18 protein-coding genes are annotated in these 23,078 nt (G+C 72.8%); 7 read left to right on the top strand and 11 right to left on the bottom strand.

The features are described 5' to 3' along the window. Positions 1–197: 197 nt before the first annotated feature. The 10 genes from B9W62_RS22820 to rsmI all read right to left on the bottom strand — a co-directional run bounded on the left by B9W62_RS22820 (position 198) and on the right by rsmI (position 13,029). A complete protein-coding gene (locus B9W62_RS22820) occupies positions 198–872 on the bottom strand; it encodes a helix-turn-helix transcriptional regulator (protein ID WP_087808910.1) in 675 nt (224 codons plus the stop codon). A gap of 254 nt (positions 873–1,126) precedes the next feature. Next, positions 1,127–2,986, bottom strand: coding sequence for an outer membrane protein assembly factor BamB family protein (locus B9W62_RS22815; protein ID WP_179235614.1), 1,860 nt, complete (start codon positions 2,984–2,986; stop codon positions 1,127–1,129). A gap of 106 nt (positions 2,987–3,092) precedes the next feature. Continuing rightward, positions 3,093–4,877, bottom strand: a complete 1,785-nt coding sequence (locus tag B9W62_RS22810; protein WP_087808908.1) for an outer membrane protein assembly factor BamB family protein — start codon at positions 4,875–4,877, stop codon at positions 3,093–3,095. A gap of 260 nt (positions 4,878–5,137) precedes the next feature. Beyond that, positions 5,138–6,952, bottom strand: coding sequence for an ABC-F family ATP-binding cassette domain-containing protein (locus B9W62_RS22805; protein WP_087808907.1), 1,815 nt, complete (start codon positions 6,950–6,952; stop codon positions 5,138–5,140). Between the two features lie 112 nt (positions 6,953–7,064). Then, on the bottom strand, positions 7,065–7,964 hold the full coding sequence (locus B9W62_RS22800; protein ID WP_087808906.1) for a 4-(cytidine 5'-diphospho)-2-C-methyl-D-erythritol kinase: 900 nt from the start codon (positions 7,962–7,964) through the stop codon (positions 7,065–7,067). Positions 7,965–7,971: 7 nt separating this feature from the next. Beyond that, entirely contained in the window at positions 7,972–8,832 is an 861-nt protein-coding gene (gene rsmA, locus B9W62_RS22795; RefSeq protein ID WP_087808905.1) for a 16S rRNA (adenine(1518)-N(6)/adenine(1519)-N(6))-dimethyltransferase RsmA, read from the bottom strand. A gap of 315 nt (positions 8,833–9,147) precedes the next feature. Further along, positions 9,148–10,476, bottom strand: a complete 1,329-nt coding sequence (locus B9W62_RS22790; RefSeq protein WP_373433698.1) for a ubiquitin-like domain-containing protein — start codon at positions 10,474–10,476, stop codon at positions 9,148–9,150. A gap of 87 nt (positions 10,477–10,563) precedes the next feature. After that, the gene (locus B9W62_RS22785) at positions 10,564–11,454 is read right to left on the bottom strand and encodes a TatD family hydrolase (protein ID WP_087808903.1); all 891 of its coding nucleotides are present in this window, start codon (positions 11,452–11,454) and stop codon (positions 10,564–10,566) included. Positions 11,455–11,495: 41 nt separating this feature from the next. Next, positions 11,496–11,948: a hypothetical protein gene (locus B9W62_RS22780; protein ID WP_087808902.1), complete on the bottom strand. Its 453-nt coding sequence runs from the start codon at positions 11,946–11,948 to the stop codon at positions 11,496–11,498. A 220-nt stretch (positions 11,949–12,168) separates the two neighbouring features. Next, positions 12,169–13,029: a 16S rRNA (cytidine(1402)-2'-O)-methyltransferase gene (rsmI, locus tag B9W62_RS22775; RefSeq protein ID WP_087808901.1), complete on the bottom strand. Its 861-nt coding sequence runs from the start codon at positions 13,027–13,029 to the stop codon at positions 12,169–12,171. 119 nt (positions 13,030–13,148) lie between these two features. On the opposite strand from rsmI, the gene B9W62_RS22770 reads away from it, so the two are divergent. The 3 genes from B9W62_RS22770 (at position 13,149) to B9W62_RS22760 (ending at position 18,565) form a co-directional block, all read left to right on the top strand. Then, the gene (locus tag B9W62_RS22770; RefSeq protein ID WP_179235613.1) at positions 13,149–14,894 is read left to right on the top strand and encodes a dolichyl-phosphate-mannose--protein mannosyltransferase; all 1,746 of its coding nucleotides are present in this window, start codon (positions 13,149–13,151) and stop codon (positions 14,892–14,894) included. A gap of 248 nt (positions 14,895–15,142) precedes the next feature. Beyond that, on the top strand, positions 15,143–16,768 hold the full coding sequence (locus tag B9W62_RS22765; RefSeq protein ID WP_087808899.1) for a penicillin-binding transpeptidase domain-containing protein: 1,626 nt from the start codon (positions 15,143–15,145) through the stop codon (positions 16,766–16,768). Between the two features lie 84 nt (positions 16,769–16,852). Beyond that, a complete protein-coding gene (locus B9W62_RS22760; RefSeq protein WP_087808898.1) occupies positions 16,853–18,565 on the top strand; it encodes a penicillin-binding transpeptidase domain-containing protein in 1,713 nt (570 codons plus the stop codon). A 25-nt stretch (positions 18,566–18,590) separates the two neighbouring features. Here the strand turns inward: B9W62_RS22760 and B9W62_RS22755 are convergent, their stop codons facing one another. After that, positions 18,591–18,971 (bottom strand): SsgA family sporulation/cell division regulator, encoded by a 381-nt coding sequence (locus B9W62_RS22755; protein ID WP_087808897.1) that lies wholly within the window; start codon positions 18,969–18,971, stop codon positions 18,591–18,593. A gap of 177 nt (positions 18,972–19,148) precedes the next feature. Between B9W62_RS22755 and B9W62_RS22750 the strand changes: the two genes are divergently transcribed. The 4 genes from B9W62_RS22750 (at position 19,149) to B9W62_RS22735 (ending at position 23,076) form a co-directional block, all read left to right on the top strand. Further along, positions 19,149–20,213, top strand: a complete 1,065-nt coding sequence (locus B9W62_RS22750) for an energy-coupling factor ABC transporter permease (protein ID WP_087808896.1) — start codon at positions 19,149–19,151, stop codon at positions 20,211–20,213. Position 20,214: 1 nt separating this feature from the next. After that, entirely contained in the window at positions 20,215–20,976 is a 762-nt protein-coding gene (gene cbiQ / locus B9W62_RS22745; protein ID WP_087808895.1) for a cobalt ECF transporter T component CbiQ, read from the top strand. Continuing rightward, entirely contained in the window at positions 20,964–21,791 is an 828-nt protein-coding gene (locus B9W62_RS22740) for an energy-coupling factor ABC transporter ATP-binding protein (protein ID WP_256976556.1), read from the top strand. The genes cbiQ and B9W62_RS22740 overlap by 13 nt, the downstream gene beginning before the upstream one ends. Positions 21,792–21,879: 88 nt before the next feature. Then, entirely contained in the window at positions 21,880–23,076 is a 1,197-nt protein-coding gene (locus tag B9W62_RS22735; protein ID WP_087812043.1) for a serine hydrolase domain-containing protein, read from the top strand. The last annotated feature ends 2 nt before the right edge of the window (positions 23,077–23,078 follow it).

The raw sequence follows: 23,078 nt of genomic DNA, 5'->3' as shown, positions 1-23,078 counted from the left end.
CAGCGGTTGGCGCGTCAACGCCGGAAAGATCTGTGGCCAACCGATTCCGCGCCGTTCCGAGGACGAACACCCCCCGGCGCGGCCCCGACCCCCACCCGAACGCACCGCGCTACGCGCACCCCCACCGAACCCGCACAGGCGCCGCAGGCATCACGCGCACCCCCACCACCCCCGCACAGGCGCCGCAGGCACCCCGCTCAGCCGCCGGAGGCACCCGCCCGGTCCAGCAACCCCGTCCGCGCCGCCAGCGCCGCCGCCTCCAGCCGCGACCCGACACCCAGCTTCATCAGCACCCGCTGGACATGCGTACGCGCCGTAGACGGAGCGATCCCCATCCCCGCCGCGATCAGCCGCGTGTCCTCGCCGTCCGCGACCCGCACCAGCACCTCCACCTCCCGAGGCGTGAGCATCTGGAGCAGCCGCTGCCCCTCGTCGTCGGGCTGCGCGGCGGGATTCAGCAGCTCACCGAAGGCCCCCTGCAACAACGCCGGCGCCACCGCCGCCTCCCCCGCCCGCGCCTTCATGATCGCCCGCTCGACGCCCTCTATGCGCTCGTCGTGCCGCACGTACCCCGACGCCCCCGCCGCGAACGCCGCCGCGATGCCGCGAGGGCTCGGCACCGGCCCCAGCACCAGCACCGCCACCTGCGGCCGCTCCCGCTTGATCCGCACCACCGGGTCGAAGATCCCCGGCTCGGCCGGCGCCGCCGTCCCCAGCAGGCACACCTCGGGCGCCCGGCTGATCACCAACTCCGCCGCCCCCGCGGCGGGCGCCGCCGCCGCCAGCACCCGGTGCCCCCGCAGCTTCAGCGCCGAGGCCAGCGCCTCGGCGAGCAATCGGTGATCGTCGACCACCATGAGCCGTACTCCCATGGAGCAACCCCCCAGTCACCCAGTCCCCGGCACCCAGTCCCGGCACCCATGCCCCCGGCATGCCCGGCATGCTCCCGGAAGCTACACGCTAGCCAGCGCTCGCGCTGCCCCTACCGGCGAGAACCGCCCCGGAGCGCCGGATTCCCGCGCAACGCGCCCCACAACACACCCAGCCCCGCCCCTGGAACAGGGACGGGGCCGGTACGGTCACCCGGGCGAGGGAGAGGGCGACGGCGAGGAAGAGGGCAACGGCGTCAGCCGCTGGTGCCGAACCCGATCGCCAGGTACTCCTTCTCGTCCGCGCTGGTCGGCTTGCTGGCGTACACCTGCGACATGTACAGGTGCCCCTGCGAGTAGAGCAGCTCGGAGTAGTCCGGCGACATGCTCGACTCCACGTCCCGCACCGCCTCCGTCGCCGGGTTCTCCAGCAGCACCGTCTGCTTGAACGTCGCGCCGTCGATGCTCACGACCTGGCCGCCCTTGTCGTACGGCGGGCGCTTGTAGGCGATCACGTTGCCGCCGTCCATGCGCAGCGGGGTGATCGTGTAGTCGTCGCCGGAGTCCGCGCGCTGGCCGGTCTGCTTGCCGGTGGCCAGGTCGAAGGCGACGACCTCGTTGGCCCGGCTGTACGACTCGCCGCCGCCCTCGTGCTCCTCGGTGGCGATGTAGAGCTTGCCGTTGCCGGCCGCGAGCCCGTTGCAGCTCTCGATCTTGGTGATGCTGTCGCAGCGGGCCGCGAACTGGTCGCCGGGCGCCGAGATGCGGGTGAGCAGCTTGCCGGTCTTGTTGTCGATGGAGAAGAAGTCCGAGATGCCGCTGCCGTCCCCGGCGGAGTCGCCGACGTCGGCGGCCACGACCAGCGGATCCGTCGACACGATGCCCGCGTACTCGATGCCCTTGGCCATCTTGTACTCGGTGATCACCTTCCCGCTCTTCGGGTCGATGGTCTGGATGTTCAGCTGGCGGGCGTCGTACGACCCGCACTTGCGCACCGCGACCAGCTTCTCGCCGCCGCCGTAGCCCGCGTCGTAGCAGGTGTCGGTGGTCTTCGGGGACCAGAGGACGTCGCCCTTGGCGAGGTCGAAGGCGACGCCGCCGTCGGTGCTGCCCGCGGCGACGGTGTCACCGCTGATCGTGACGTTGTCGAAGGAGATCGGCCCGTCACCGGCGGTCTTCGTCCAGACCTTCTTCCCGGCGTCCAGGTCGAGGACCGCGACCTGGGTGCACCCGTGCGAGGGCTCCGCCTTGGTCGGCATGGCGGGCTGGTGGACGATCACCGTCTTGTTGTCGTCGGTGACGTGCCGGGTGACGGCGCACACGGGGCCGGCCAGCTTGATCGTCCACTTCTTGCTGCCCTTGTCGGGGTCGTACCCGTTGACCTCGGCGATGCCGCTCTTGGCGTACACCTTGTCGGTGAGCCACGAGCCGGAGACGACGACGCTGTCGTCCTCCTTGCTCACCGCGGGCATGGGCACCTGGAAGAGCACCTTGGCGGCCGGGTCGGCGGGCGCCTTCTCCTGGGCGCCGGAGGTCTTGCCGCCGTCGCCGCCCTTCTGGTCCGTACCGCCGTCGCCGCCCGTGCCGCCGCTGGAGCCCGCGGTGTCGTCCTTGCCCCCGTCGTCGGAGGAACCGGCGTACCAGACCCCGCCGCCGATGATCAGCGCGATCGCGACGACGGCGGCCACGATGATCGCGACCTGCGCGTTGATCTTCCGTCCCCCGCCGGCGCCCGTGGCCTGCGGCTGCATGGGCATGGTGGCCGGCTGCTGGTATCCGTATCCGGGCTGGCCGGGCTGACCGTAGGCAGGCGTCGGCTGCCCATAAGGCCCGGGCTGGCCCGGCTGCCCCGGCTGCCCCGGCTGCCCCGGCTGCCCCGGCTGCTGACCGGGATAGCCGTACCCGGGCTGCGGCTGTCCCTGCGGCGGCGTCTGCGGATACCCGTACCCCGGCTGCTGCGGCGGCGGCCCCGCCGGCGGCGTGGGCGGAGCCGCGGGCGCCTGCGGCGGCGTCTGCGGATAGCCGTAGCCCGGCTGCTGCGGCGGCTGGTTCTGCGGCGGGCCGAAACCGCCCCCCTGCGGGGGCTGGTTGGGCGGCGGGGGCGGCGGCTGGGTCATGACGTGAGCACCTCGAAGAGCGGAGACGACGGGGACGGAACGGGCCGCAGACACGCGGCCGGGGAATCGGCCGGCGAAAAGGCCGGCGAGGGGGCCGGAGAAGAGGTCACTTGCCGTAGGCGAGCATCAACTTCTCCTTCGACTCGTCGTTCCCGGTCAGGCGGGTGCTGGCGATGTAGAACCGCCCGTCGACCCAGTCGATGTCCTTGGAGTAGAAGCTGTTCTCGATGTCCGCGACGCCCTGCGGGTTCTGCATCAGCTTCGCCGGCTTGTGGCTGCTGCCGCCGGTCGGGATGGACACGACCTGCCCGCCCGCGTCGTAGGACGGCTGGACGTACGCGATGAGCTGGTCGCCCTCGACCTTCATCGGCATCATCGACTCGTCCGCGGGGGACTTGGTGCGCCACTTCTCCTTGCCGGTGGCGAGGTTGATCGCGACGATCTCGTTGGCGCCGCTGGTCGCCTCGGTCGGCAGGTAGAGCGTGCCCCCGGCGACCGCCACGCCCGTGCAGCCCTGGAGGTCGCGCTCGAGGATGGCCCAGCCGCACTCGGGGGCGAAGTCCTCGTCGACGCCGACCTGTTCCTGGACCTTGCCGCCGGAGGTGAAGCTGGAGATGTTCCAGACCTTCTTGTCCTCGTTGGTGGCGTAGACGACCAGCGGGTCGACGGAGTAGGCGCGGGCGATCCGCCAGTTCTTCTCGTACTTGTAGGTCCACAGGACCTTGCCGGTCTTCGGGTCGAGGCCCTGGAGCTCGTCGTGCGCGTTGTTGCCGCCGGCGCCGCAGGAGGCGACCTGGACGAGCTTGTTCGCGCTGCCCGCGAACCCGGCGGGGAAGCAGGCGTCGCCGTACTTTTTCTTCTCGTACAGCTTCTTGCCGCTCCGCACGTCGTACGCGGTGCCGGACTGGGAGCGGCCGACCATCATGATGTCGCCGCTGAGCGAGAGTTCGAGGGAGAGCGTGGAGTCGAACAGGTCGCCGTCGGCGACCTCCTCGGACCAGCCCTTCTCGCCGGTGGCGAGGTCGATCTCCTGGAGCTTGTTGCACTTGGCGCGGTCGCTGGAGCCACTCATGTAGGCAACGACGATCTTGTCGGCGGCGGTCTTCTCCGGGGTGACCGAGCAGATCTTCTCCGGGAAGGCGATCGGGTCCCAGGCGGGCTTGCCGTCGCCGACGTTGTAGGCGAAGACCTGCTTGTACGCAGCCTTCACCGCGGCCTTGCCGGTGATCCACATGCCGTCGGCGTCCGCGCCGGAGCCGGGGGCGTCGGGCGCCTCCTTGTACCAGAGCACCTTGGACTCGCCGGCCTGGCGGCCCTCGTTGAGGTTCTCGGGGTCCTCGCCGCCGTCGCCGCTGCCGTCACCGGGGTTGACCGGAGCGCCGCCCTTGGAGCCGGAGGGCTTGGGGTCGTCGGTCTTGGCGACGACGGGCTTCTTGTCCTTCTCGTCGTCACCGCCGCTCGCGGTGACCGCCCACACGCTGCCGCCGATGACGAGCAGGGCCGCGACGGCCGCTCCGACGGCGAGGGCGGGCTTGCCCTTGAAGGGGTTGCGCGAGCCGGGGCCGCCGGGCGGCGGCGTACCGGGGACGCCGGGAGCGCCGGGGTACTGCTGCTGCGGGTAGCCGTAGCCGGGCTGCTGGCCGTAAGGTCCCGGCTGCTGCGGCTGGGCGTACGGGCCGGAGTTGTACGGTCCGGGCTGCTGACCGTAGGGCCCGGGCTGGCCCGGCTGGCCGGGCTGCTGCGGATAGCCGTAGCCCGGCTGCTGCGGCGGCGGACCGGGCGGCGGGCCCTGCGGGGGCGGCGGGGTCGGTGCCCCGAAGCCTCCCGGCGGTGGGTCCTGCGGTGCTCCGAAGCCACCCGGCTGCGGCGGCTGATTCGGCGGCTGGCTCATCAGCGCGTTCCCCCTTATTACTCACTGATTTTTAGCCACGCCCCGGGTCACGCGCTGGCCCCGGAGTCGTCTACGGCGATGGTTCCACTGGCCTCGGACCGCCCTGGGACAGTCCTCGGACGGCCTTTCTATCACCCGCCGCCAACCGGCCACCGGGCCGCGTCCGCCCCTGTTCCCAAGGGAGGACCGGCCCGTGATGCCTCTGTTACGCGCCTTCACGCGCCCTTTACATCGCCCGCGCGCCCGGCGCACGCGGTCGCTCAGGCGTCCTCGGCCAGTTCCAGCCAGCGCAGCTCCAGCTCGTCGCGCTGCCCCGTCAGCTCGCGCAACTCGGTGTCCAGCTCGGCCACCTTCGCGAAGTCCGTGGCGTTCTCGGCGATTTGGGCGTGCAGCTTGGTCTCCTTCTCGGAGACCTTGTCCAGCTGCCGCTCGATCTTCTGGAGCTCCTTCTTGGCGGCGCGCACGTCGGCGGCGCTCTTCTCGGGCACGGCGGCGGCGGGCCTGGCCGCCACGGCCGGGGCGCTCGACCCGGCGGCCTCCTCCATCCGCTGCCGTCGCTCCAGGTACTCGTCGATGCCGCGCGGCAGCATGCGCAGCGCGCCGTCGCCGAGCAGGGCGAAGACCCGGTCGGTGGTGCGCTCGACGAAGAACCGGTCGTGAGAGATGACGATCATGGAGCCGGGCCAGCCGTCGAGGACGTCCTCCAGCTGGGTCAGGGTCTCGATGTCGAGGTCGTTGGTGGGCTCGTCGAGGAAGAGGACGTTGGGCTCGTCCATGAGGAGGCGCAGCAGCTGGAGCCGCCGCCGCTCACCGCCGGACAGGTCCCCGACCGGCGTCCACTGCTTCTCCTTGCCGAAGCCGAAGGTCTCGCAGAGCTGCCCCGCGGTCATCTCCCGCCCCTTGCCGAGGTCGACGCGCTCCCGGACGCGCTGCACTGCCTCCAGCACCCGCCAGTCGGGGTCGAGTTCGGCGACCTCCTGCGACAGGTACGCCAGCTTGACGGTCCTGCCGACCCGCACCTGTCCGGCCGCGGGCTGCTGTTCGCCGTCGCTGCGGGCGGCGTCGGCGAGGGCGCGCAGCAGGGAGGTCTTGCCGGCGCCGTTGACGCCGACCAGGCCGATGCGGTCGCCGGGGCCGAGCTGCCAGGTGACGTGCTTGAGCAGCACCTTGGGGCCGGCCTGGACGGTGATGTCCTCCAGGTCGAACACGGTCTTGCCGAGCCGGGAGGAGGCGAACTTCATCAGCTCGCTGCTGTCCCGCGGCGGCGGCACGTCGGCGATCAGCTCGTTGGCGGCCTCGACGCGGAAGCGGGGCTTGGAGGTGCGGGCGGGCGCGCCGCGCCGCAGCCAGGCCAGCTCCTTGCGGACCAGGTTCTGCCGCTTGGTCTCCTCGGTGGCGGCGATGCGCTCGCGTTCGGCGCGGGCGAAGACGTAGTCGGAGTAGCCGCCCTCGTACTCGTAGACGTCGCCCTTCTGCACGTCCCACATGCGGGTGCAGACCTGGTCGAGGAACCACCGGTCGTGGGTGACGCAGACGAGGGCGGAGCGCCGCTCGCGCAGGTGCTGCGCGAGCCAGGCGATGCCCTCGACGTCGAGGTGGTTGGTGGGCTCGTCGAGGACGATCAGGTCCTGCTCCTCGATGAGCAGCTTGGCCAGCGCGATCCGGCGCCGCTCGCCGCCGGACAGCGGCCCGATGACGGTGTCGAGCCCCTGCGGGAAGCCCGGCATGTCGAGCCCGCCGAACAGCCCGGTCAGCACGTCGCGGATCTTGGCGCTGCCCGCCCACTCGTGGTCGGCCAGGTCGCCGATGACCTCGTGCCGGACGGTGGCGGCGGGGTCGAGGGAGTCGTGCTGGGTGAGCACGCCGAGCCGCAGTCCGCCGGAGTGGGTGACCCGCCCGGTGTCGGGTTCCTCCAGCCTGGCCAGCATCCGGATCATGGTCGTCTTGCCGTCGCCGTTGCGCCCGACGACGCCGATGCGGTCCCCCTCGGAGACGCCGAGGGACACGCCGTCGAGGAGTGCACGGGTGCCGTACACCTTGCTGACGTTCTCGACATTGACCAGATTGACGGCCATTTCTCTCCTGCCTGGGGGATCGCTCGACCCTCCAGGGTAGTCCGGCCGCCGCGCGCCTCGGTCCGGGACCGTGCCCCCTCGCCGCGGGCCTCGGTCCGGGACCGCGCGGGCCTCAGTCCAGGACCGTGGCCCCCGCCGCCGCGCCCACCGCCGTACGCACGTCGCGGCAGGTCCCCGAGGCCCGGAGCACGCCCGCGATGTCGGAGGCCGACTTCGCGTCGGTCGCGAGGAAGGCCGTCGTCGGGCCGGAGCCCGAGACCAGTGCCGCCAGGCCCCCGGCCGCCCGGCCCGCCGCGAGGGTGTCGCCCAGTTCCGGGTAGAGGGAGAGCGCCGCGGGCTGGAGGTCGTTGGTGACGGCGACCGCGAGCGCGGCGGCGTCGCCCTTCGCGAGGGCGTCGAGCACCGCCTGGTCGGCGACCGGTTCCGGAATGTCCCGGCCCTCCGCCAGCCGGTCGAACTCGCGGAAGACGGCCGGCGTCGGCAGTCCCCGCGCGGCGAGCGCGAACACCCAGTGGAAGTCGCCGCCCACCTCCAGCTCGGTCAGCTTCTCACCGCGCCCGGTGCCGAGTGCCGCCCCGCCGACCAGGCTGAACGGCACGTCGCTGCCCAGCTCGGCGCAGATGTCGAGCAGTTCCTCCCGGGAGGCGCCGGTGCCCCACAGGGCGTCGCAGGCGAGCAGCGCGCCCGCGCCGTCGGCGCTGCCGCCCGCCATGCCGCCGGCGACGGGGATGTCCTTGGCGATGTGGAGGTGGACGTCGGGTGCGCGGCCGTACCGCTCGGCGAGGGCGAGTGCCGCACGGGCGGCGAGGTTGGTGCGGTCGAGCGGGACCTGGTCGGCGTCCGGCCCCTCGCAGGTGACGCGGAGCCCGTCGGCGTCCGGGGTGGCGGTGATCTCGTCGTACAGGGAGACGGCGAGGAAGACGTTGGCCAGGTCGTGGAAGCCGTCGGGGCGGGCGGCGCCGACCGCGAGCTGGACGTTGACCTTGGCGGGGACGCGGACCGTCACGCTCACTTGCTCGTCACTCCTTGTGTTCGGCGATACGCGCGAACTCTTCCACGGTCAGGGCCTCTCCGCGCGCCTGCGGCGACACGCCCGCACCGACGAGTGCGGCCTCGGCGGCCGCGGCGGACCCCGCCCACCCGGCGAGCGCGGCCCGCAGGGTCTTGCGGCGCTGGGCGAACGCGGCGTCGACGACGGCGAAGACCTCGGCCTTGGACGCGGTGGTCTTCAGCGGCTCGCTGCGCCGGACGAGTGACACGAGCCCGCTGTCGACGTTGGGCGCGGGCCAGAAGACGTTGCGGCCGATGGACCCGGCCCGCTTGACCTCCGCGTACCAGTTCGCCTTCACGGACGGCACGCCGTAGACCTTCGAGCCGGGTCCGGCGGCCAGCCGGTCGGCGACCTCCTTCTGCACCATGACGAGGGTCCGCTCGATGGTCGGGAAGGTGTCGAGCATGTGGAGCAGGACGGGCACGGCGACGTTGTACGGAAGGTTCGCGACCAGGGCGGTCGGGGCGGGGCCCGGCAGCTCGGTGACGTGCATCGCGTCGGAGTGCACGAGCGCGAACCGGTCGGCGCGCTCCGGCATGCGGGCGGCGACGGTGGCGGGCAGGGCACCGGCGAGGACGTCGTCGATCTCGACGGCGGTGACCCGGTCGGCGGCCTCCAGCAGGGCCAGGGTGAGCGAGCCGAGACCCGGTCCCACCTCGACCACCACGTCGTCGGGGCGTACCTCGGCGGTGCGGACGATGCGGCGGACCGTGTTCGCGTCGATGACGAAGTTCTGGCCGCGCTGCTTGGTGGGGCGTACGCCGAGGGCGGCCGCGAGTTCACGGACGTCGGCGGGACCCAGGAGGGCGTCGGGGGTGGGGCTGCTCACCCCGCAAGGGTAGCCGGGGGCGTGACCGACCTCGGTCCGCGCGGCCGGGTCGGGCGGACCCGGCCTCGGTCCCCGCGGCCGGGGCGGGCGGACCCGGCCGCCGCGGCCGGGCGCCGGGGACTTGTTCGGCAGCCAGGCACGGGCCTCTGTCCCGCAGCCGGGGCCGGTGGACTCATTCCAGCAGTCGCCGGGGCCACATCCCCCGCAGCCGGGCGCCGGATGGTCTCGGTCCCGAAGCCGGGGACGGCGGTCCCGGTCGCCGCGCGGCCGGGGGCGGCGGTCTCGGTCGGTCCCTCGGCCGGGGGCCGGGCGGGCTCAGTCCCGTAGGCGGGCGCCGCAGTGCGGCCAGGCGCTGGTGCCGCTGCGTACGTACAGCTTCTGCGCGCGGTAGGTCTGCTCCGCGGCCGACGCGTCCTCGGGCCGGCCCTCGCCGCCGAGGTCGTGCCAGGTGGCGGAGTCGAACTGGTAGAGGCCGCCGTACGTCCCGGACGGGTCGACGGCGTCCGCGCGGCCGCCCGACTCGCAGGCGGCCAGGCCCTGCCAGTTCAGGTGGTCGGCGCCGTGGACGGAGGCCGGCCGGGGCCGGGTGCCGACCCGGACGATCCGCGGGCTGGGCTCGCGGACCACCTCCGTGCGCAGGCGGCGCGGTTTCTGCCGGACGCCGTTGACGGTGCGCAGCGCGTACGTGGTGCGGCGCAGTCCGGGCCGGCCCGCCTGCTGGACGACCTCGGCGCCCCGGAAGAGGGAGGCGTCCTCGGTCCGTCGCTCGTCGAAGGGGATCGGGTCCTCGCGGACCTCCTGGGACCCGGTGATCCGCAGCACGGTGACGGTCTGCCCGTCGCGCGGGAAGCCGTTCGCGGGGACGGAGGTGGTGTCCTCGCCGTGCAGGGAGACGCCGGCCTCCTCGACGACCTCCCGCACGGTCGCGGCGTTGGTGCGGACGGTGCGGGTCCGGCCGTCCGCCATCACGGTCACCACCCGCTCGGTGCGCACCACCAGGGCGAGTCCCTCGCGGCCGATGCGCCGGGAGGGCTCGGTGGACAGGTGGGCGCCCTGTGTCCGTACGCCGAGCTGCCGCAGCGCGCCCTGCACCGTCCGCGCCGTCGTCCACACCTGGCGCCGGTGGCCGTCGAGGGTCAGCAGCACGGGCCGTCCGTAACGGACGGTGACGTCCTCGCCGCTGGTCAGCGGGTCGCCGGGGGCGGGTTCGATCACGTCGTGGGCGCCCACCTGGACGCCTTCCTCGGCGAGCAGCTCGGTCACGTCGTCGGCGAAGGTGTGCAGCGTGCGCGGGGTGCCGTCGACGGTCAGCTCGACCGCCTTGTCCTTGGCGACGAAGGCGGTGGTGCCGCCCGCGAGGAACGCCACGACCAGGGCGCGCGGCAGCAGCCTGCGCAGGGAGGTATCCGCACGCCCCGCGCCCCGCGCCCGGCGCCGGCGCTCGGCCCGCCCGTCGTCCTGCCGGGGCACCACGGGCACGGTCGGTTCGTGGCCGGGCGGCGGCGCGGGCCGGTACGGGTCGTCGTACCCGCCCCCGTACCCGTACGGCAGGGTCGGCGCGCTGTGCACGTCGTACGGTGCGAGGTCGTCGTACGGTGCGACGTACTCGTACGCCTCTGCCGGCTCGAACTGCGTTCTGCTCACGCCCACACGCTCCAGGGGTCCCGATCGGGCCCCCAGAACCTAGCGGAGCGCCGGTCACTCTCCCAAGCGACGCGGCTACTCAGCGTGTCAGTAGCCGAAGGCGCGGGCCGTGTTCGCGGCGAGGGCGGTCGCCAGGGTGTCCTCGTCGACGCCCCGTACGTCCGCCATGGCACGCACCGTGACCGGCACCAGGTAGGGCGCGTTCGGCCGCCCCCGGTAGGGCGCCGGCGTCAGGAACGGCGCGTCGGTCTCCACCAGGAGCAGCTCGGGCGGGGCCACGGCGAGGGCGTCGCGCAGGTTCTGGGCGTTCTTGAAGGTGACGTTGCCGGCGAAGGACATGTAGTACCCGGCGCGGGCGCAGATCTCGGCCATCTCGGCGTCGCCGGAGTAGCAGTGGAAGACGGTGCGCTCGGGGGCGCCCTCCTCCTTGAGGACGCGCAGGACGTCGGTGTGGGCGTCGCGGTCGTGGATGACGAGGGTCTTGCCGTGCCGCTTGGCGATCTCGATGTGGGCGCGGAAGGACCGCTCCTGGGCTTCCTTGCCCTCGGGGCCGGTGCGGAAGTAGTCGAGGCCCGTCTCGCCGACGCCCTTGACCTGCGGGAGCGCCGCGAGCCGGTCGATCTCCGCGAGGGCGTCGTCGAGGGCCGCGTCACCGCCGGGCTGCCGTGCGCCCTGCCGGGACCAGCCGTCGGGGTCCCCGTGCACGATGCGGGGCGCCTCGTTCGGGTGCAGGGCGACGGTGGCGTGGACGGCGTCGTGCGCCGCCGCCGTCTCGGCCGCCCAGCGGGACCCCGCGAGGTCGCATCCGACCTGGACGACGGTGGTGACGCCGACCGACGCGGCCTTGGCGAGCGCCTCCTCGACCGTGCCGGACTGCATGTCGAGGTGGGTGTGCGAGTCGGCGACCGGCACCCGCAGGGGCTCGGGCAGCGGAGGCGCGGTGTGCTTGTCGGACCGTCCCGGGGCGTTCGAAGACATGCCCCGATCCTACGGAAGCGCCCGCGCGCCCGGAGTGCCGGTCAGGCGGCCCTGCGGTGGAGGTGGAGCGCGTGCAGCAGGTCGGCCAGGTGCCAGTGCCGGCGTTCGCCGGACAGTCCCGGCGCTCCCGGCCCCGGCGCCTCGGGCACGCCCGCTCCGGGCACCGGCGGCACCTCCAGGGGGCCCGCCGGGGGCACCCGGTGGATGCCGTGGGCGGTGCCGCGGGCGGAGGCGACCCGGCCCGGGCGCAGGATGCGTACGACGTGGCTGTCACAGGTCGCGCAGGTCGGCCGGGTCAGCGGGGAGGGCACGACGCGGCCGTCCGCGACGTAGAGCACGAACGCGTGGCCGTCGGTGTCCGTGTGGTGCTCGATCTCGAACGACTGTTCCCAGCCGTGCCCGCAGCGCATGCAGGCGAAGGAGTACGACTCGTGGACGACGGCGGTGGCACCGGCACGCACTCGGGTCCGCACGGTGCTCTCACTCATGCTCATCCCGGCTCCTTCGGTTCGTTCGGTTCCTTCCTCCAGTGGACTCCTCCACCAGCGGGAAAGCACCAGGCGCTGCCGAGTGTTTGAGCCGATTTGGGCTGCCCTTGGCAGGAGTGCCCGCCAGGTCAGGGGCGGGTCAAGGGCGGGGCGCTTCAGGTCAAGGGCGAGGCGGCCCGGGTCAAAGCCGGGGCGGCCCGGGTCAAGCCGAGCCCTTCCGTTCCCCTCAGCTCCCCGCGTTCTTCGCCGCGTTCTTCGCCGCCACCACCGCGTCGAACACCTCCCGCTTGGGCACGCCCACCTGGGCGGCCACCGCGGCGATCGCCTCCTTGCGCCGCTCCCCCGCCTCCTCGCGCACCCGCACCCGCCGCACCAGCTCCTCGGCGCCGACCTCCTCGGCCCCCTTCTCCGGTGCTCCCTCCACGACGACGGTGATCTCCCCCCGCACCCCTTCACCGGCCCACGCGGCCAGCTCACCGAGCCCCCCGCGCTTGACCTCCTCGTACGTCTTGGTCAGCTCCCGGCAGACGGCGGCCCGCCGGTCGGTGCCGAAGACCTCGGCCATGGCGGCGAGGGTGTCGTCGAGGCGGTGCGGGGCCTCGAAGTAGACCAGGGTCCGCCGCTCCCCGGCGACCTCGCGCAGCCGGGTCAGCCGCTCGCCGGCCTTGCGGGGCAGGAAGCCCTCGAAGCAGAACCGGTCGACCGGCAGCCCCGACAGAGCGAGCGCGGTCAGCACGGCGGACGGCCCGGGGACGGCGGTGACGCGCACCCCGCGCTCGACGGCCGCGGCGACCAGCCGGTACCCGGGGTCGGACACCGACGGCATCCCGGCGTCGGTGACCAGCAGCACCCGCGCCCCGCCGGCCAGCTCCTCCACCAGCTCGGGCGTACGGGCGGACTCGTTGCCCTCGAAGTACGACACGACACGCCCCGCGGGGGCGACGCCGAGCGCCTGGGTGAGCCGGCGCAGCCGCCGGGTGTCCTCGGCGGCGACGACGTCCGCGCCGGCCAGTTCCGCGGCGAGCCGGGGCGGGGCGTCCTGGACGTCGCCGATGGGAGTGCCCGCGAGTACAAGGGTTCCAGTCACGCCCCCATCCTCCCAGTCCTCCCGCAGTCCTCCCGGCCGGTCGTCCCGGAGGGGAACGTATCCGCGCCCGGGAGGGCCATGCACGGGACGTGCACAGCGCGGTTCCCTACGATGGCGCGGTGACCAGTACCGCGTCCTCCACGGACACCCTGCACGACCAGGCCCCGCACGACGAGCGGCCCACCTGGCAGCAGCGGCTGCGCCGCTTCGGCTACCCGGCGGGGCCCGCGGCCGGTGACGTCCGCGACCGGCTGGTGCCGCCGTACACGAGCCCGAGCCCGCGCCTGTGGGCGTTCCTGGGCCTGTCGAAGCCGCTCGCCGACCGGATGGTCCGCTGGTCGGCGTGGGGCGGGCCGCTGCTGGTGGCGCTGCTCGCGGGCGTGCTGCGGTTCTGGAACCTGGGCAGCCCGAAGGCGGTGATATTCGACGAGACGTACTACGCCAAGGACGCGTGGGCGCTGATCCACCGCGGCTTCGAGGTCAACTGGGACAAGAACGCCAACGACCTCATCCTGAACTCGGGCGGCGACGTCCCGATCCCCACCGACGCGGCGTACGTCGTCCACCCGCCGGTCGGCAAGTACGTCATCGGCCTCGGCGAACTGCTGTTCGGCTTCGACCCCTTCGGCTGGCGCTTCATGACGGCGCTGCTCGGCACCCTGTCGGTGCTGCTGCTGTGCCGGATCGGGCGCCGCCTGTTCCGCTCGACGTTCCTCGGCTGCCTGGCGGGCGCCCTGATGGCGCTGGACGGCCTGCACTTCGTGATGAGCCGCACCGCGCTGCTGGACGGCGTGCTGATGTTCTTCGTGCTGGCCGCCTTCGGCTGCCTGGTCGTCGACCGCGACAGGGCCCGTGCGAGACTCGCCGCCGCGCTCCCGGTGGACGAGGACGGCCGCGTCCGCCCCGACGCGCACGTCGCGGAGACCCTCGGCCTCGGCCGGCGCCCGTGGCGCCTGGCAGCGGGCCTGATGCTGGGCCTGGCGGCGGCCACCAAGTGGAACGGCCTCTACATCATGGCGGCCTTCTGCGTGATGGCCGTCCTGTGGGACGTCGGCTCCCGCCGCGTCGCGGGCGCCCACCACCCCTACCGCGCGGTGCTCCGCCGCGACCTGGGCTGGGCCTTCCTCTCCACGGTCCCGGTGGCCCTGGCCACGTACCTCCTCTCCTGGCTCGGCTGGATCCTCTCCCCCTCCGACGGCACCGGCGGCTACTACCGCGACTGGGCGACGAAGGACGGCGCGAACAGCTCCTGGTCGTGGCTCTTCCCCGACTGGTGGCGCAGCCTGTGGCACTACGAGACCCAGGTCCTCGAGTTCCACACCCACCTGACGTCGCCGCACACCTACCAGTCGAACCCCTGGAGCTGGATCGTCCTGGGCCGCCCGGTCTCCTACTTCTACGAGTCCCCGTCGGCGGGCTCGGACGGCTGCCCGGTCGACGCGGGCGAGAAGTGCGCCCGCGAGGTCCTGGCGCTCGGCACGCCCCTCCTGTGGTGGGTGGGCTGCTTCGCCCTGCTGTACGTCCTGTGGCGCTGGCTCTTCCGCCGCGACTGGCGCGCGGGCGCCATCGCCTGCGGCGTGGTCGCCGGTTACCTCCCCTGGTTCATGTACCAGGAGCGCACGATCTTCCTCTTCTACGCCGTCGTCTTCCTCCCCTTCCTCTGCCTCGCGGTGGCCATGCTCCTGGGTGCGATCATCGGCCGCCCCGGCTGCACCGACACCCGCAGAGTCGCGGGCGCGACGGGAGCGGGCGTCCTGGTCCTCCTCATCGCCTGGAACTTCATCTATTTCTGGCCCCTGTACACGGGCACGGCGATCCCGATGGAGGAGTGGAGAGCGCGGATGTGGCTCGATACGTGGGTCTAGCCGGGCAGACGCAGTACCGGGGGGCGCGGCGCCGGCCGCGCCCTCATGGTCGTCGTTGCGGGACGGGAGCCGAACCTGGCGCCCGTTCCAGTCCTCGGGACCGACGGCCGTCCCCCCGGGTCTCCTTTAGGCCACCAATCGGAAACACCCGTACCACCGTTCACCCCCTGCGCTTAGAGTGCACCTACAACTACTTCTGAACGCGTTCAAGAAGGCGGGCGGAAGATCTGACGGGGAGGGGACTGCCGATGGGCAGGGGGGTCAAGGTCGCCGTCATAGGCGGGGTGTTCGCCGTGATGGTGGGCGGTGCCGGGTACGGCGCCTACAACGTGGTGTCGGCGCTGGACGGGGACGGGGGCTCCGGGTCCTCGGAGGCCAAGAGCGGGCCGCCGGACGGGGACGAGGTCGCGGAGACCTCCGAGAAGTTCTTCACGGCCTGGGAGAAGGGCGACGTGACGACCGCCGCCTCGTACACCAACAACGCCTCGATCGCCGGGACACTGCTGACCGCCTACGGCGAGGACGCGCACATCGGCGGCGTCGAGATCACGCCGGGCACGGCGACCGGCACCTCCGTGCCGTTCACGGTGAAGGCGAAGGTGTCGTACGAGGGGACGACGAAGCCGCTCAGCTACAAGAGCACGCTGACCGTGGTGCGCGGGGAGACCAGCGGGCGGGCGCTGGTGGACTGGGAGCCGTCCGTCGTCCATCCCAGCCTGAAGGACGGGGACACGCTGGTCACCGAGGAGTCGGCGACCCCGCAGATCCAGGCCGTCGGGCGCAACGGCACCGTGCTGACGAAGGAGAAGTACCCCTCGCTCGGCCCCGTCCTCGCCACGCTGCGGGAGCGGTACGGCGCGAAGGCCGGCGGCACCCCCGGCGTCGAGCTGGCGGTGCGGCACTCGACCGCGGACGCGCCGGACACCCCGCTGCTGACGCTGACCGAGGGCAAGCCCGGCAAGCTCGAGACCACGCTCAGCGCGAGCGTCCAGGCGGCGGCCGAGAAGGCGGTGAAGCGGTACGGCGAGTCCTCCGTGGTCGCCGTGAAGCCCAGCACCGGGGAAGTGCTGGCCGTGGCGAACAACCGTCAGGACGGGTTCAACGCCGCGTTCCAGGGGCGGGTCGCCCCCGGTTCCACCATGAAGATCATCACCGCGGCCATGCTCATCGACAACGGCGTGACCTCGATGAACGGCCCGGCGCCCTGCCCCGACACGGCGACCTGGCAGAGTCAGACCTTCAAGAACCTGACCAACATGAAGCCCAACGAGAGCGCCACGCTCGCCAACACCTTCATGCGCTCCTGCAACACCGGTTTCATCAAGCTCGTCGACGAGAAGCCGCTCACCGACTCCTCGTTGACCGAGGAAGCCCAGGAGCGCTTCGGGCTCGGGCAGGACAACTGGCAGACCGGCATCGTCTCGTTCGACGGGAGCGTCCCCGCCTCCGGCGGGCCGGACCGCGCGGCCAACGCCATCGGGCAGGGCCAGGTCCAGCTGAACCCGCTGAACATGGCCTCCGTGACGGCGACCGCCATCACCGGTGAGTTCCGCCAGCCGTACCTGGTGCCGTTCGACCTGGACGACCGGGAGCCGGCCACCGCCAAGGGGCTGCCGCAGGGCACCGCCTCCCAGCTCAAGCAGATGATGCGGCTCACCGCCACCCAGGGCACCGCCGTCAACGCCATGTCCGGGCTCGGCGGCGACATCGGCGCCAAGACCGGGTCGGCGGAGGTCGACGGGCAGGCCGTCTCCAACAGCTGGTTCACCGGGTTCCGGAACGACATCGCGGCGGCGGCCATGACCGAGGAGGGCGGTCACGGCGGCGACGCGGCCGGGCCGATCGTCGCAGATGTGCTACGAGTCGGCGGCTGACGCCGACCGGCGGCCGTGATGCCCCTACTGTGGTCGCGGTCGTAAGCAGCATCCGGCACCGAACGCACCGAGGAACGGGACGCAGTGGGCAGCAGAAGGGGCGCCGCCACCGAGCGGCGCAGGACGAAACCCGCCGTGATCGGCAGTGTGGCCGCGGTGGTCGTGGCCGGTGCCGGATTCGGTGCCTACGCGGTGTACGGCGGGGGCGGGGCCGGCGACGACGACGCCCGGACCAAGTCCGCGGCGGCCGCGGAGAAGGTGAAGTCGGGCCCGCTGACGGCGAGTGAGGTCACCTCGGCCGCCCAGCGGTTCCTGACCGCCTGGCAGCAGGGCGACGTGGCCGCCGCGGCCGCCGCGACCGACGACGCCGAGGCCGCCAAGGGGCTGCTCACCGGCTACACCAAGGACGCCCGCATCAAGGACGCCACCTTCACCCCGGGCACCCCGGCCGGGGAGAAGGTCCCCTTCTCCGTCAAGGCCACCGTCGCCTACGAGAAGGCGGCCGAGCCGCTGGCGTACGACAGCGCGCTGACCGTCGTCCGCCGGGAGGGCGACGGCGAGCCCCGCGTCGACTGGCACGCGGCCGTCGTGCACCCGGAGTTGCGGGACGGGGACAAGCTGGTCACCGGGAAGGCCGGCGACCCGCCGGTCAAGGCGCTGGACCGGAACGGCGCGGAGATCACCGCCGCGAAGTACCCGTCCCTCGGCACCGTCCTGGACGGGCTGCGCGACAAGTACGGCAAGAAGTCCGGCGGCACCCCCGGCGTCGAACTGCGCGTGGTGCGCGGCGAGGCGGCCGGTGACGGCAAGGACGGCAAGGGGTCGAAGGAGTCCGGGGCCAGCGAAGTCGCCGACAAGACGCTGCTGGAACTGAGCAAGGGCACCCCCGGCACCCTGAAGACGACGCTCGACCCAGCCCTCCAGGCGGCCGCCGAGAAGCAGGTGGACGGCAAGAAGGGCGCGTCGGTGGTGCTGCTGCGCGCCTCCACCGGCGAGGTCCTCGCGGTCGCCAACGGCGGGCACGGCTTCAACACCGCCTTCCTCGGCTCGCTCGCCCCCGGCTCCACCATGAAGGTCATCACGGCCTCGATGCTGCTGGAGAAGGACCTGGCGTCGGTGAACGAGAAGCACCCGTGCCCCAAGTTCTTCAGCTACGGCGGGTGGAAGTTCCAGAACGACGACAAGTTCGAGATCAAGGACGGCACCTTCAAGGCGAGTTTCGCCCGCTCCTGCAACACCGCCTTCATCAGCCAGGCCCCCGAGCTGAAGGACGACGACCTGACCAGGCAGGCCAAGGAGGTCTTCGGCCTGTCCATGAACAACTGGTCGGTCGGTGTGTCCACCTTCGACGGCCGGGTGCCGGTGCAGAGCAAGGCCCAGATGGGCGCCTCGCTCATCGGCCAGGGCGGGGTGCGGATGAACCCGCTCAACATGGCGTCGGTGTCGGCGACCGTGAAGTCGGGCTCCTTCCACCAGCCGTACCTGGTCGCCCCGTCGGTCGACGGGCGGGCACTCGCCACGGCCTCGCGCACGATGTCGGGCGAGACGCTCGGCGCGCTGCGCGAGCTGATGGCCTACACGGCGGCCCACGGCACCGCCGCGGAGGCGATGGCCGGCGTGAGCGGTGACGTCGGCGCGAAGACCGGCTCGGCGGAGGTCGACGGCCAGGAGAAGCCCAACGGCTGGTTCACCGCGTACCGGGGCGATCTGGCGGCGGCGGGCGTCGTCCAGCAGGGCGGGCACGGCGGCGACACGGCGGGCCCGATCGTCGCGGCGCTGCTCAAGGCGGGCGGCTGACACCCGCCGTCTGCCGGGACACGGTTCAGTGGGCCACCGGCTGTGCGGTCTCCGCGTAGGTGCGGCGCAGGAAGCGGATGAGGGCCTTGTTCTCGAACTGGACCACCGAGCAGCCCTGCGGGGAGTGGAACTCGACCACGGCCTGCACCCGTCCGCACGGCCACACCCGCACCTCACCGCTCCCGGCGGGCGCGCGCAGGCCCTGCTCCAGCAGCGCGCGGGAGAAGGTCCACTCGCGGGCGCGGGACGCACGACCGCCCTTCCCGGGCAGGGCGACGCACACCTTCGAGGGGTCGAGCTGGGGGTCGTAGCGCAGGACGACGGGTATCGCTCCGCCGTCGTCCTCGTCGGGGAGGTCCCCGTCCGTCAGGATGTGGGCTCGTGCGTACTCTTCGACTACGGACATGGGGTCGCCCCTTACGCTCTGCCACCTTTGTTGAAGCTGTGGGTCCACCCCCACTCCAATGTCCCATATTTCCCGGCGCACGCCCTGTGAGCCGGATATCACATGTGAGATCGACCTTTACATCAGCCTTTACCTCGCTCTTGCGAACGAGTTGCAACTGGTCCTTATCATCGGACCGTGCATGTACCTGACGGATTCATCAACGCCCCGACCTCCGCCGTGACCGGAGTCGTCGCCGCCGGCGCCATCGCGGTCAGCCTGCGCGGCGCGCGCCGGGAACTGGACGAGCGGACGGCGCCGCTGGCCGGGCTGGTCGCGGCGTTCATCTTCGCCGTGCAGATGCTGAACTTCCCGGTCGCGGCCGGGACCAGCGGGCATCTGCTCGGCGGCGCGCTGGCCGCCATCCTGGTCGGGCCCTACACCGGGGTCTTGTGCGTGTCCGTCGTCCTGCTCATGCAGGGCATCCTCTTCGCCGACGGCGGTCTGACCGCGCTCGGCGTGAACATCACCGACATGGCGATCGTCACCACGGTCGTCGCGTACGCCCTGTTCCGGGGCCTGGTGAAGGTGCTGCCGCGCACCCGCCGCTCGGTCACCGCGGCCTCCTTCGTCGCCGCGCTCGTCTCCGTCCCGGCCGCCGCCCTCGCCTTCACGCTCCTGTACTGGATCGGCGGCACCACCGACGTCTCCATCGGCAAGGTCGCCACCGCGATGATCGGCGTGCACGTGCTGATCGGCATCGGCGAGGCCGCGATCACCGCGCTGACCGTCGGCGCCGTCATCGCCGTACGCCCGGACCTGGTGTACGGGGCGCGCGGGCTGCGGCAGCGGCTCAAGCTGCGGGTGAACGGCGAGCTGGTCGACGTCCCCGACGCCTCGGACGCGGAGCCCGCCCCCGTGCCCGTCGCCGCCCGTTCGCACCGCAAGGTGTGGATCACCGGTCTCGTCGCCTCCCTGGTCCTGGCCGGCTTCGTCAGCTTCTACGCCTCCGCCAACCCCGACGGCCTGGAGAAGGTCGCCTCCGACAAGGGCATCGACGAGAAGGCCGAGGACCACGCGGCCGCCGACTCCCCGCTCGCCGACTACGGGGTCAAGGACATCACCAACGCCCGCGTCTCGGGCGGCCTCGCGGGCGTGATCGGCGTCGGCGTCACCGTCGTCGCGGGCAGCGCCGTGTTCTGGGCGGTGCGCAGGCGCCGCAGCGCGGACACCTCCCCGACCACCACGGAAACGACCGTCTGACGTGGGCGCCGGACACGCCCACAAGCTCTACCGGCACGGGCACTCCCCCGTGCACGGCCTGCCGCCGCACACCAAGCTCGCCGCGGCCTTCGCCTTCGTGGTCGTCGTGGTGTCGACGCCGCGCGAGGCGATGTGGGCCTTCGGCCTGTACGCGCTGCTGCTCGCGGCGGTGGCCTACGCGGCCCGCATGCCGCCCGGCTTCCTGCTCAGGCGGCTGCTGATCGAGGTGCCGTTCGTCGCGTTCGCGGTGCTCATGCCGTTCGTGGCGGAGGGCGAGCGGGTCGACGTGCTCGGCCTGTCGCTGAGCGTCAACGGCCTGTGGGGCGCCTGGAACGTCCTGGCCAAGGGCACCCTGGGCGTCGCCGCCTCCGTACTCCTCGCCTCCACGACCGAGCTGCGGGAACTCCTCCTCGGCCTCCAGCGGCTGAAACTGCCCCCGCTGCTCGTGCAGATCGCCTCGTTCATGATCCGGTACGGCGACGTGATCGCGGACGAGATGCGGCGGATGCGCATCGCCCGCCAGTCGCGGGGCTTCGAGGCGAGCGGCGTACGGCACTGGGGCGTGCTCGCCAAGTCGGCGGGAGCGCTGTTCATCCGCTCCTACGAACGCGGCGAACGCGTCCACCTGGCCATGGTCAGCCGCGGGTACGCCGGTTCGATGCCGGTCATCGACGAGGTGACCGCGTCCCGGGCGCAGTGGTCGTACGCGCTGGCCCTCCCGTGTGCGGCGCTGGTCGTGTGTCTGCTGGGATGGACTCTGTGACCGACCCCGTGACCGGCCCTGCGGCCGACCCCGTGACAGGCCCCGCGGCCGACCCCCTGCCCGACGCGCCCGCCTCCCTCGACGTCTCCGGCCTCGCCTTCGCCTACCCCGACGGGCACCAGGCCCTGTTCGGCGTGGACTTCTCGGTCGCGCGCGGCGAACGCGTCGCGCTGCTCGGGCCGAACGGTGCGGGCAAGACCACCCTCGTCCTCCACCTCAACGGCATCCTCACCGGCGGCACCGGTACGGTCACGGTCGCCGGGCTGCCGGTGGACAAGCGGAACCTGGCCGAGATCCGGCGCCGGGTCGGCATCGTCTTCCAGGACCCCGACGACCAGCTCTTCATGCCGACCGTGCGCGAGGACGTGGCCTTCGGGCCTGCGGCCGCCGGGGTCAAGGGCGCCGAGCTGGAGGCGTGCGTGGACCGGGCGCTCGCGCTGGTGGGCATGGCGGAGTTCAAGGACCGGCCGCCGCACCACCTCTCGTTCGGCCAGCGGCGCCGGGTGGCGGTGGCGACGGTGCTCGCCATGGAGCCGGAGATCCTGGTCCTCGACGAGCCCTCGTCCAACCTCGACCCGGCCTCCCGGCGCGAACTCGCCGACATCCTGCGCTCTCTGGACGTCACGGTCCTGATGGTCACCCACGACCTGCCCTACGCCCTGGAGCTGTGCCCCCGCGCCCTGATCCTCAGCGACGGGGTGATCGCGGCGGACGGACCGACCGCGGACCTGCTGTCCGACGACGGCCTGATGCGCGCCCACCGCCTGGAACTGCCCTTCGGCTTCGATCCGCGGTCGGTGTCGGCGAGCGGGTGAGGAATCGCGGACGGTCGGTGGTGGTTGCACCCACTGTCACGGGCGAACGGAAGGGACACGGAAAGTGGATGGGGACGCGGGCGTGGACGTGAACGTGCACGGCACGGTGGCCGAGGGCTTCGAGCCGGTGCGGGACGCGTTCGCACGGAACTTCAGCGCGCTCGGTGAGCGGGGCGCCGCCGTCGCCGTCTACCGGGACGGGCGCAAGGTCGTCGACCTGTGGGGCGGCACCAGGGACGTCGACGGCACCACCGGCACCGAGCCGTGGCGCCGGGGCACCGCCCAGGTGGTCCGCTCGGCGACCAAGGGCGTCGCCGCCGCCGTACCGCTGCTGCTGCACCGGCGCGGGGAGCTGGACCTGGACGCGCCGGTGGGCGAGTACTGGCCGGAGTTCAAGGCGCACGGCAAGGAGCGGGTACGGGTCCGGCACGTGCTGAACCACCGGGCCGGACTGCCGGTCCTGGACCGCCCGCTGACCCCCGAGGACGCCCTGGACCCGCTGCGGGGGCCCGCCGCCGTCGCCGCGCAGGCGCCCGTGTGGGAACCCGGCACCGACCACGGCTACCACGCGCTGACCTACGGCTGGCTGCTGGACGAGCTGGTCCGCCGGGTGAGCGGCGGGCGGGGCGCCGGGCAGTGGATCGCGGACGAGATCGCCGGTCCGCTGGGCCTGGACCTGTGGGTGGGGCTGCCCCCGGCGGAGGAGGCGGCGGGCCGGGCCGGGCGCGTCGGGCGCCTCGACGAGCCGGAGCCGTCGAGTCCCGGCACCGGCCCGCGGCTGCGCCCCAAGCGCTCCGTCACCGAGGCCTACGACAACCCGGACTCCCTCACCCGCCGCGCCTTCGCCGCGATCACCCCGTTCCCCGACCAGAACGACCCGGTGTACCGCGCGGCCGCGCTCCCGGCCGCCAACGGCATCGCGACGGCCGACGGCCTGGCCCGCTTCTACGCGGCGCTGATCGGCGAGGTCGACGGCGTGACGCGCGGTGTGCGGCTGTTCGACCCGGCGACCATGGAGCTGGCCCGCGCCGAGGAGTCCGCCGGTCCGGACCGGGTCCTGGTCGTGGGCACGCGGTTCGGCCTCGGCTTCATGCTGCACGGCAGCGCGTCCCCGTTCCTGGGCCCCGGATCCTTCGGCCACCCGGGCCGCGGCGGCTCCCTGGGTTTCGCCGACCCGGAGGCGGGCATCGCCCTGGGCTACGTCACCAACGGCTTCCGCAAGACCGTGACGGCGGACCCGCGGGCGCAGGCGCTGGTACGGGCGGTGCGCGCGTCGCTCGGCTAGCG

This window comes from Streptomyces sp. CS113 (assembly GCF_002188365.1).
Taxonomy (GTDB): Bacteria; Actinomycetota; Actinomycetes; order Streptomycetales; family Streptomycetaceae; genus Streptomyces; species Streptomyces tendae.
This window is presented reverse-complemented; position numbering and strand designations above follow the sequence as displayed.

Bases quoted from the DNA above. Each gene is read 5' to 3' on its own strand.
- B9W62_RS22805 (WP_087808907.1), bottom strand. From the start codon at position 6,952: ATGGCCGTCAATCTGGTCAATGTCGAGAACGTCAGCAAGGTGTACGGC.
- B9W62_RS22740 (WP_256976556.1), top strand. From the start codon at position 20,964: ATGGACTCTGTGACCGACCCCGTGACCGGCCCTGCGGCCGACCCCGTG.
- B9W62_RS22820 (WP_087808910.1), bottom strand. From the start codon at position 872: ATGGGAGTACGGCTCATGGTGGTCGACGATCACCGATTGCTCGCCGAG.
- B9W62_RS22810 (WP_087808908.1), bottom strand. From the start codon at position 4,877: ATGAGCCAGCCGCCGAATCAGCCGCCGCAGCCGGGTGGCTTCGGAGCA.
- B9W62_RS22755 (WP_087808897.1), bottom strand. From the start codon at position 18,971: ATGTCCGTAGTCGAAGAGTACGCACGAGCCCACATCCTGACGGACGGG.
- B9W62_RS22780 (WP_087808902.1), bottom strand. From the start codon at position 11,948: ATGAGCATGAGTGAGAGCACCGTGCGGACCCGAGTGCGTGCCGGTGCC.
- B9W62_RS22785 (WP_087808903.1), bottom strand. From the start codon at position 11,454: ATGTCTTCGAACGCCCCGGGACGGTCCGACAAGCACACCGCGCCTCCG.
- B9W62_RS22765 (WP_087808899.1), top strand. From the start codon at position 15,143: ATGGGCAGGGGGGTCAAGGTCGCCGTCATAGGCGGGGTGTTCGCCGTG.
- B9W62_RS22815 (WP_179235614.1), bottom strand. From the start codon at position 2,986: ATGACCCAGCCGCCGCCCCCGCCGCCCAACCAGCCCCCGCAGGGGGGC.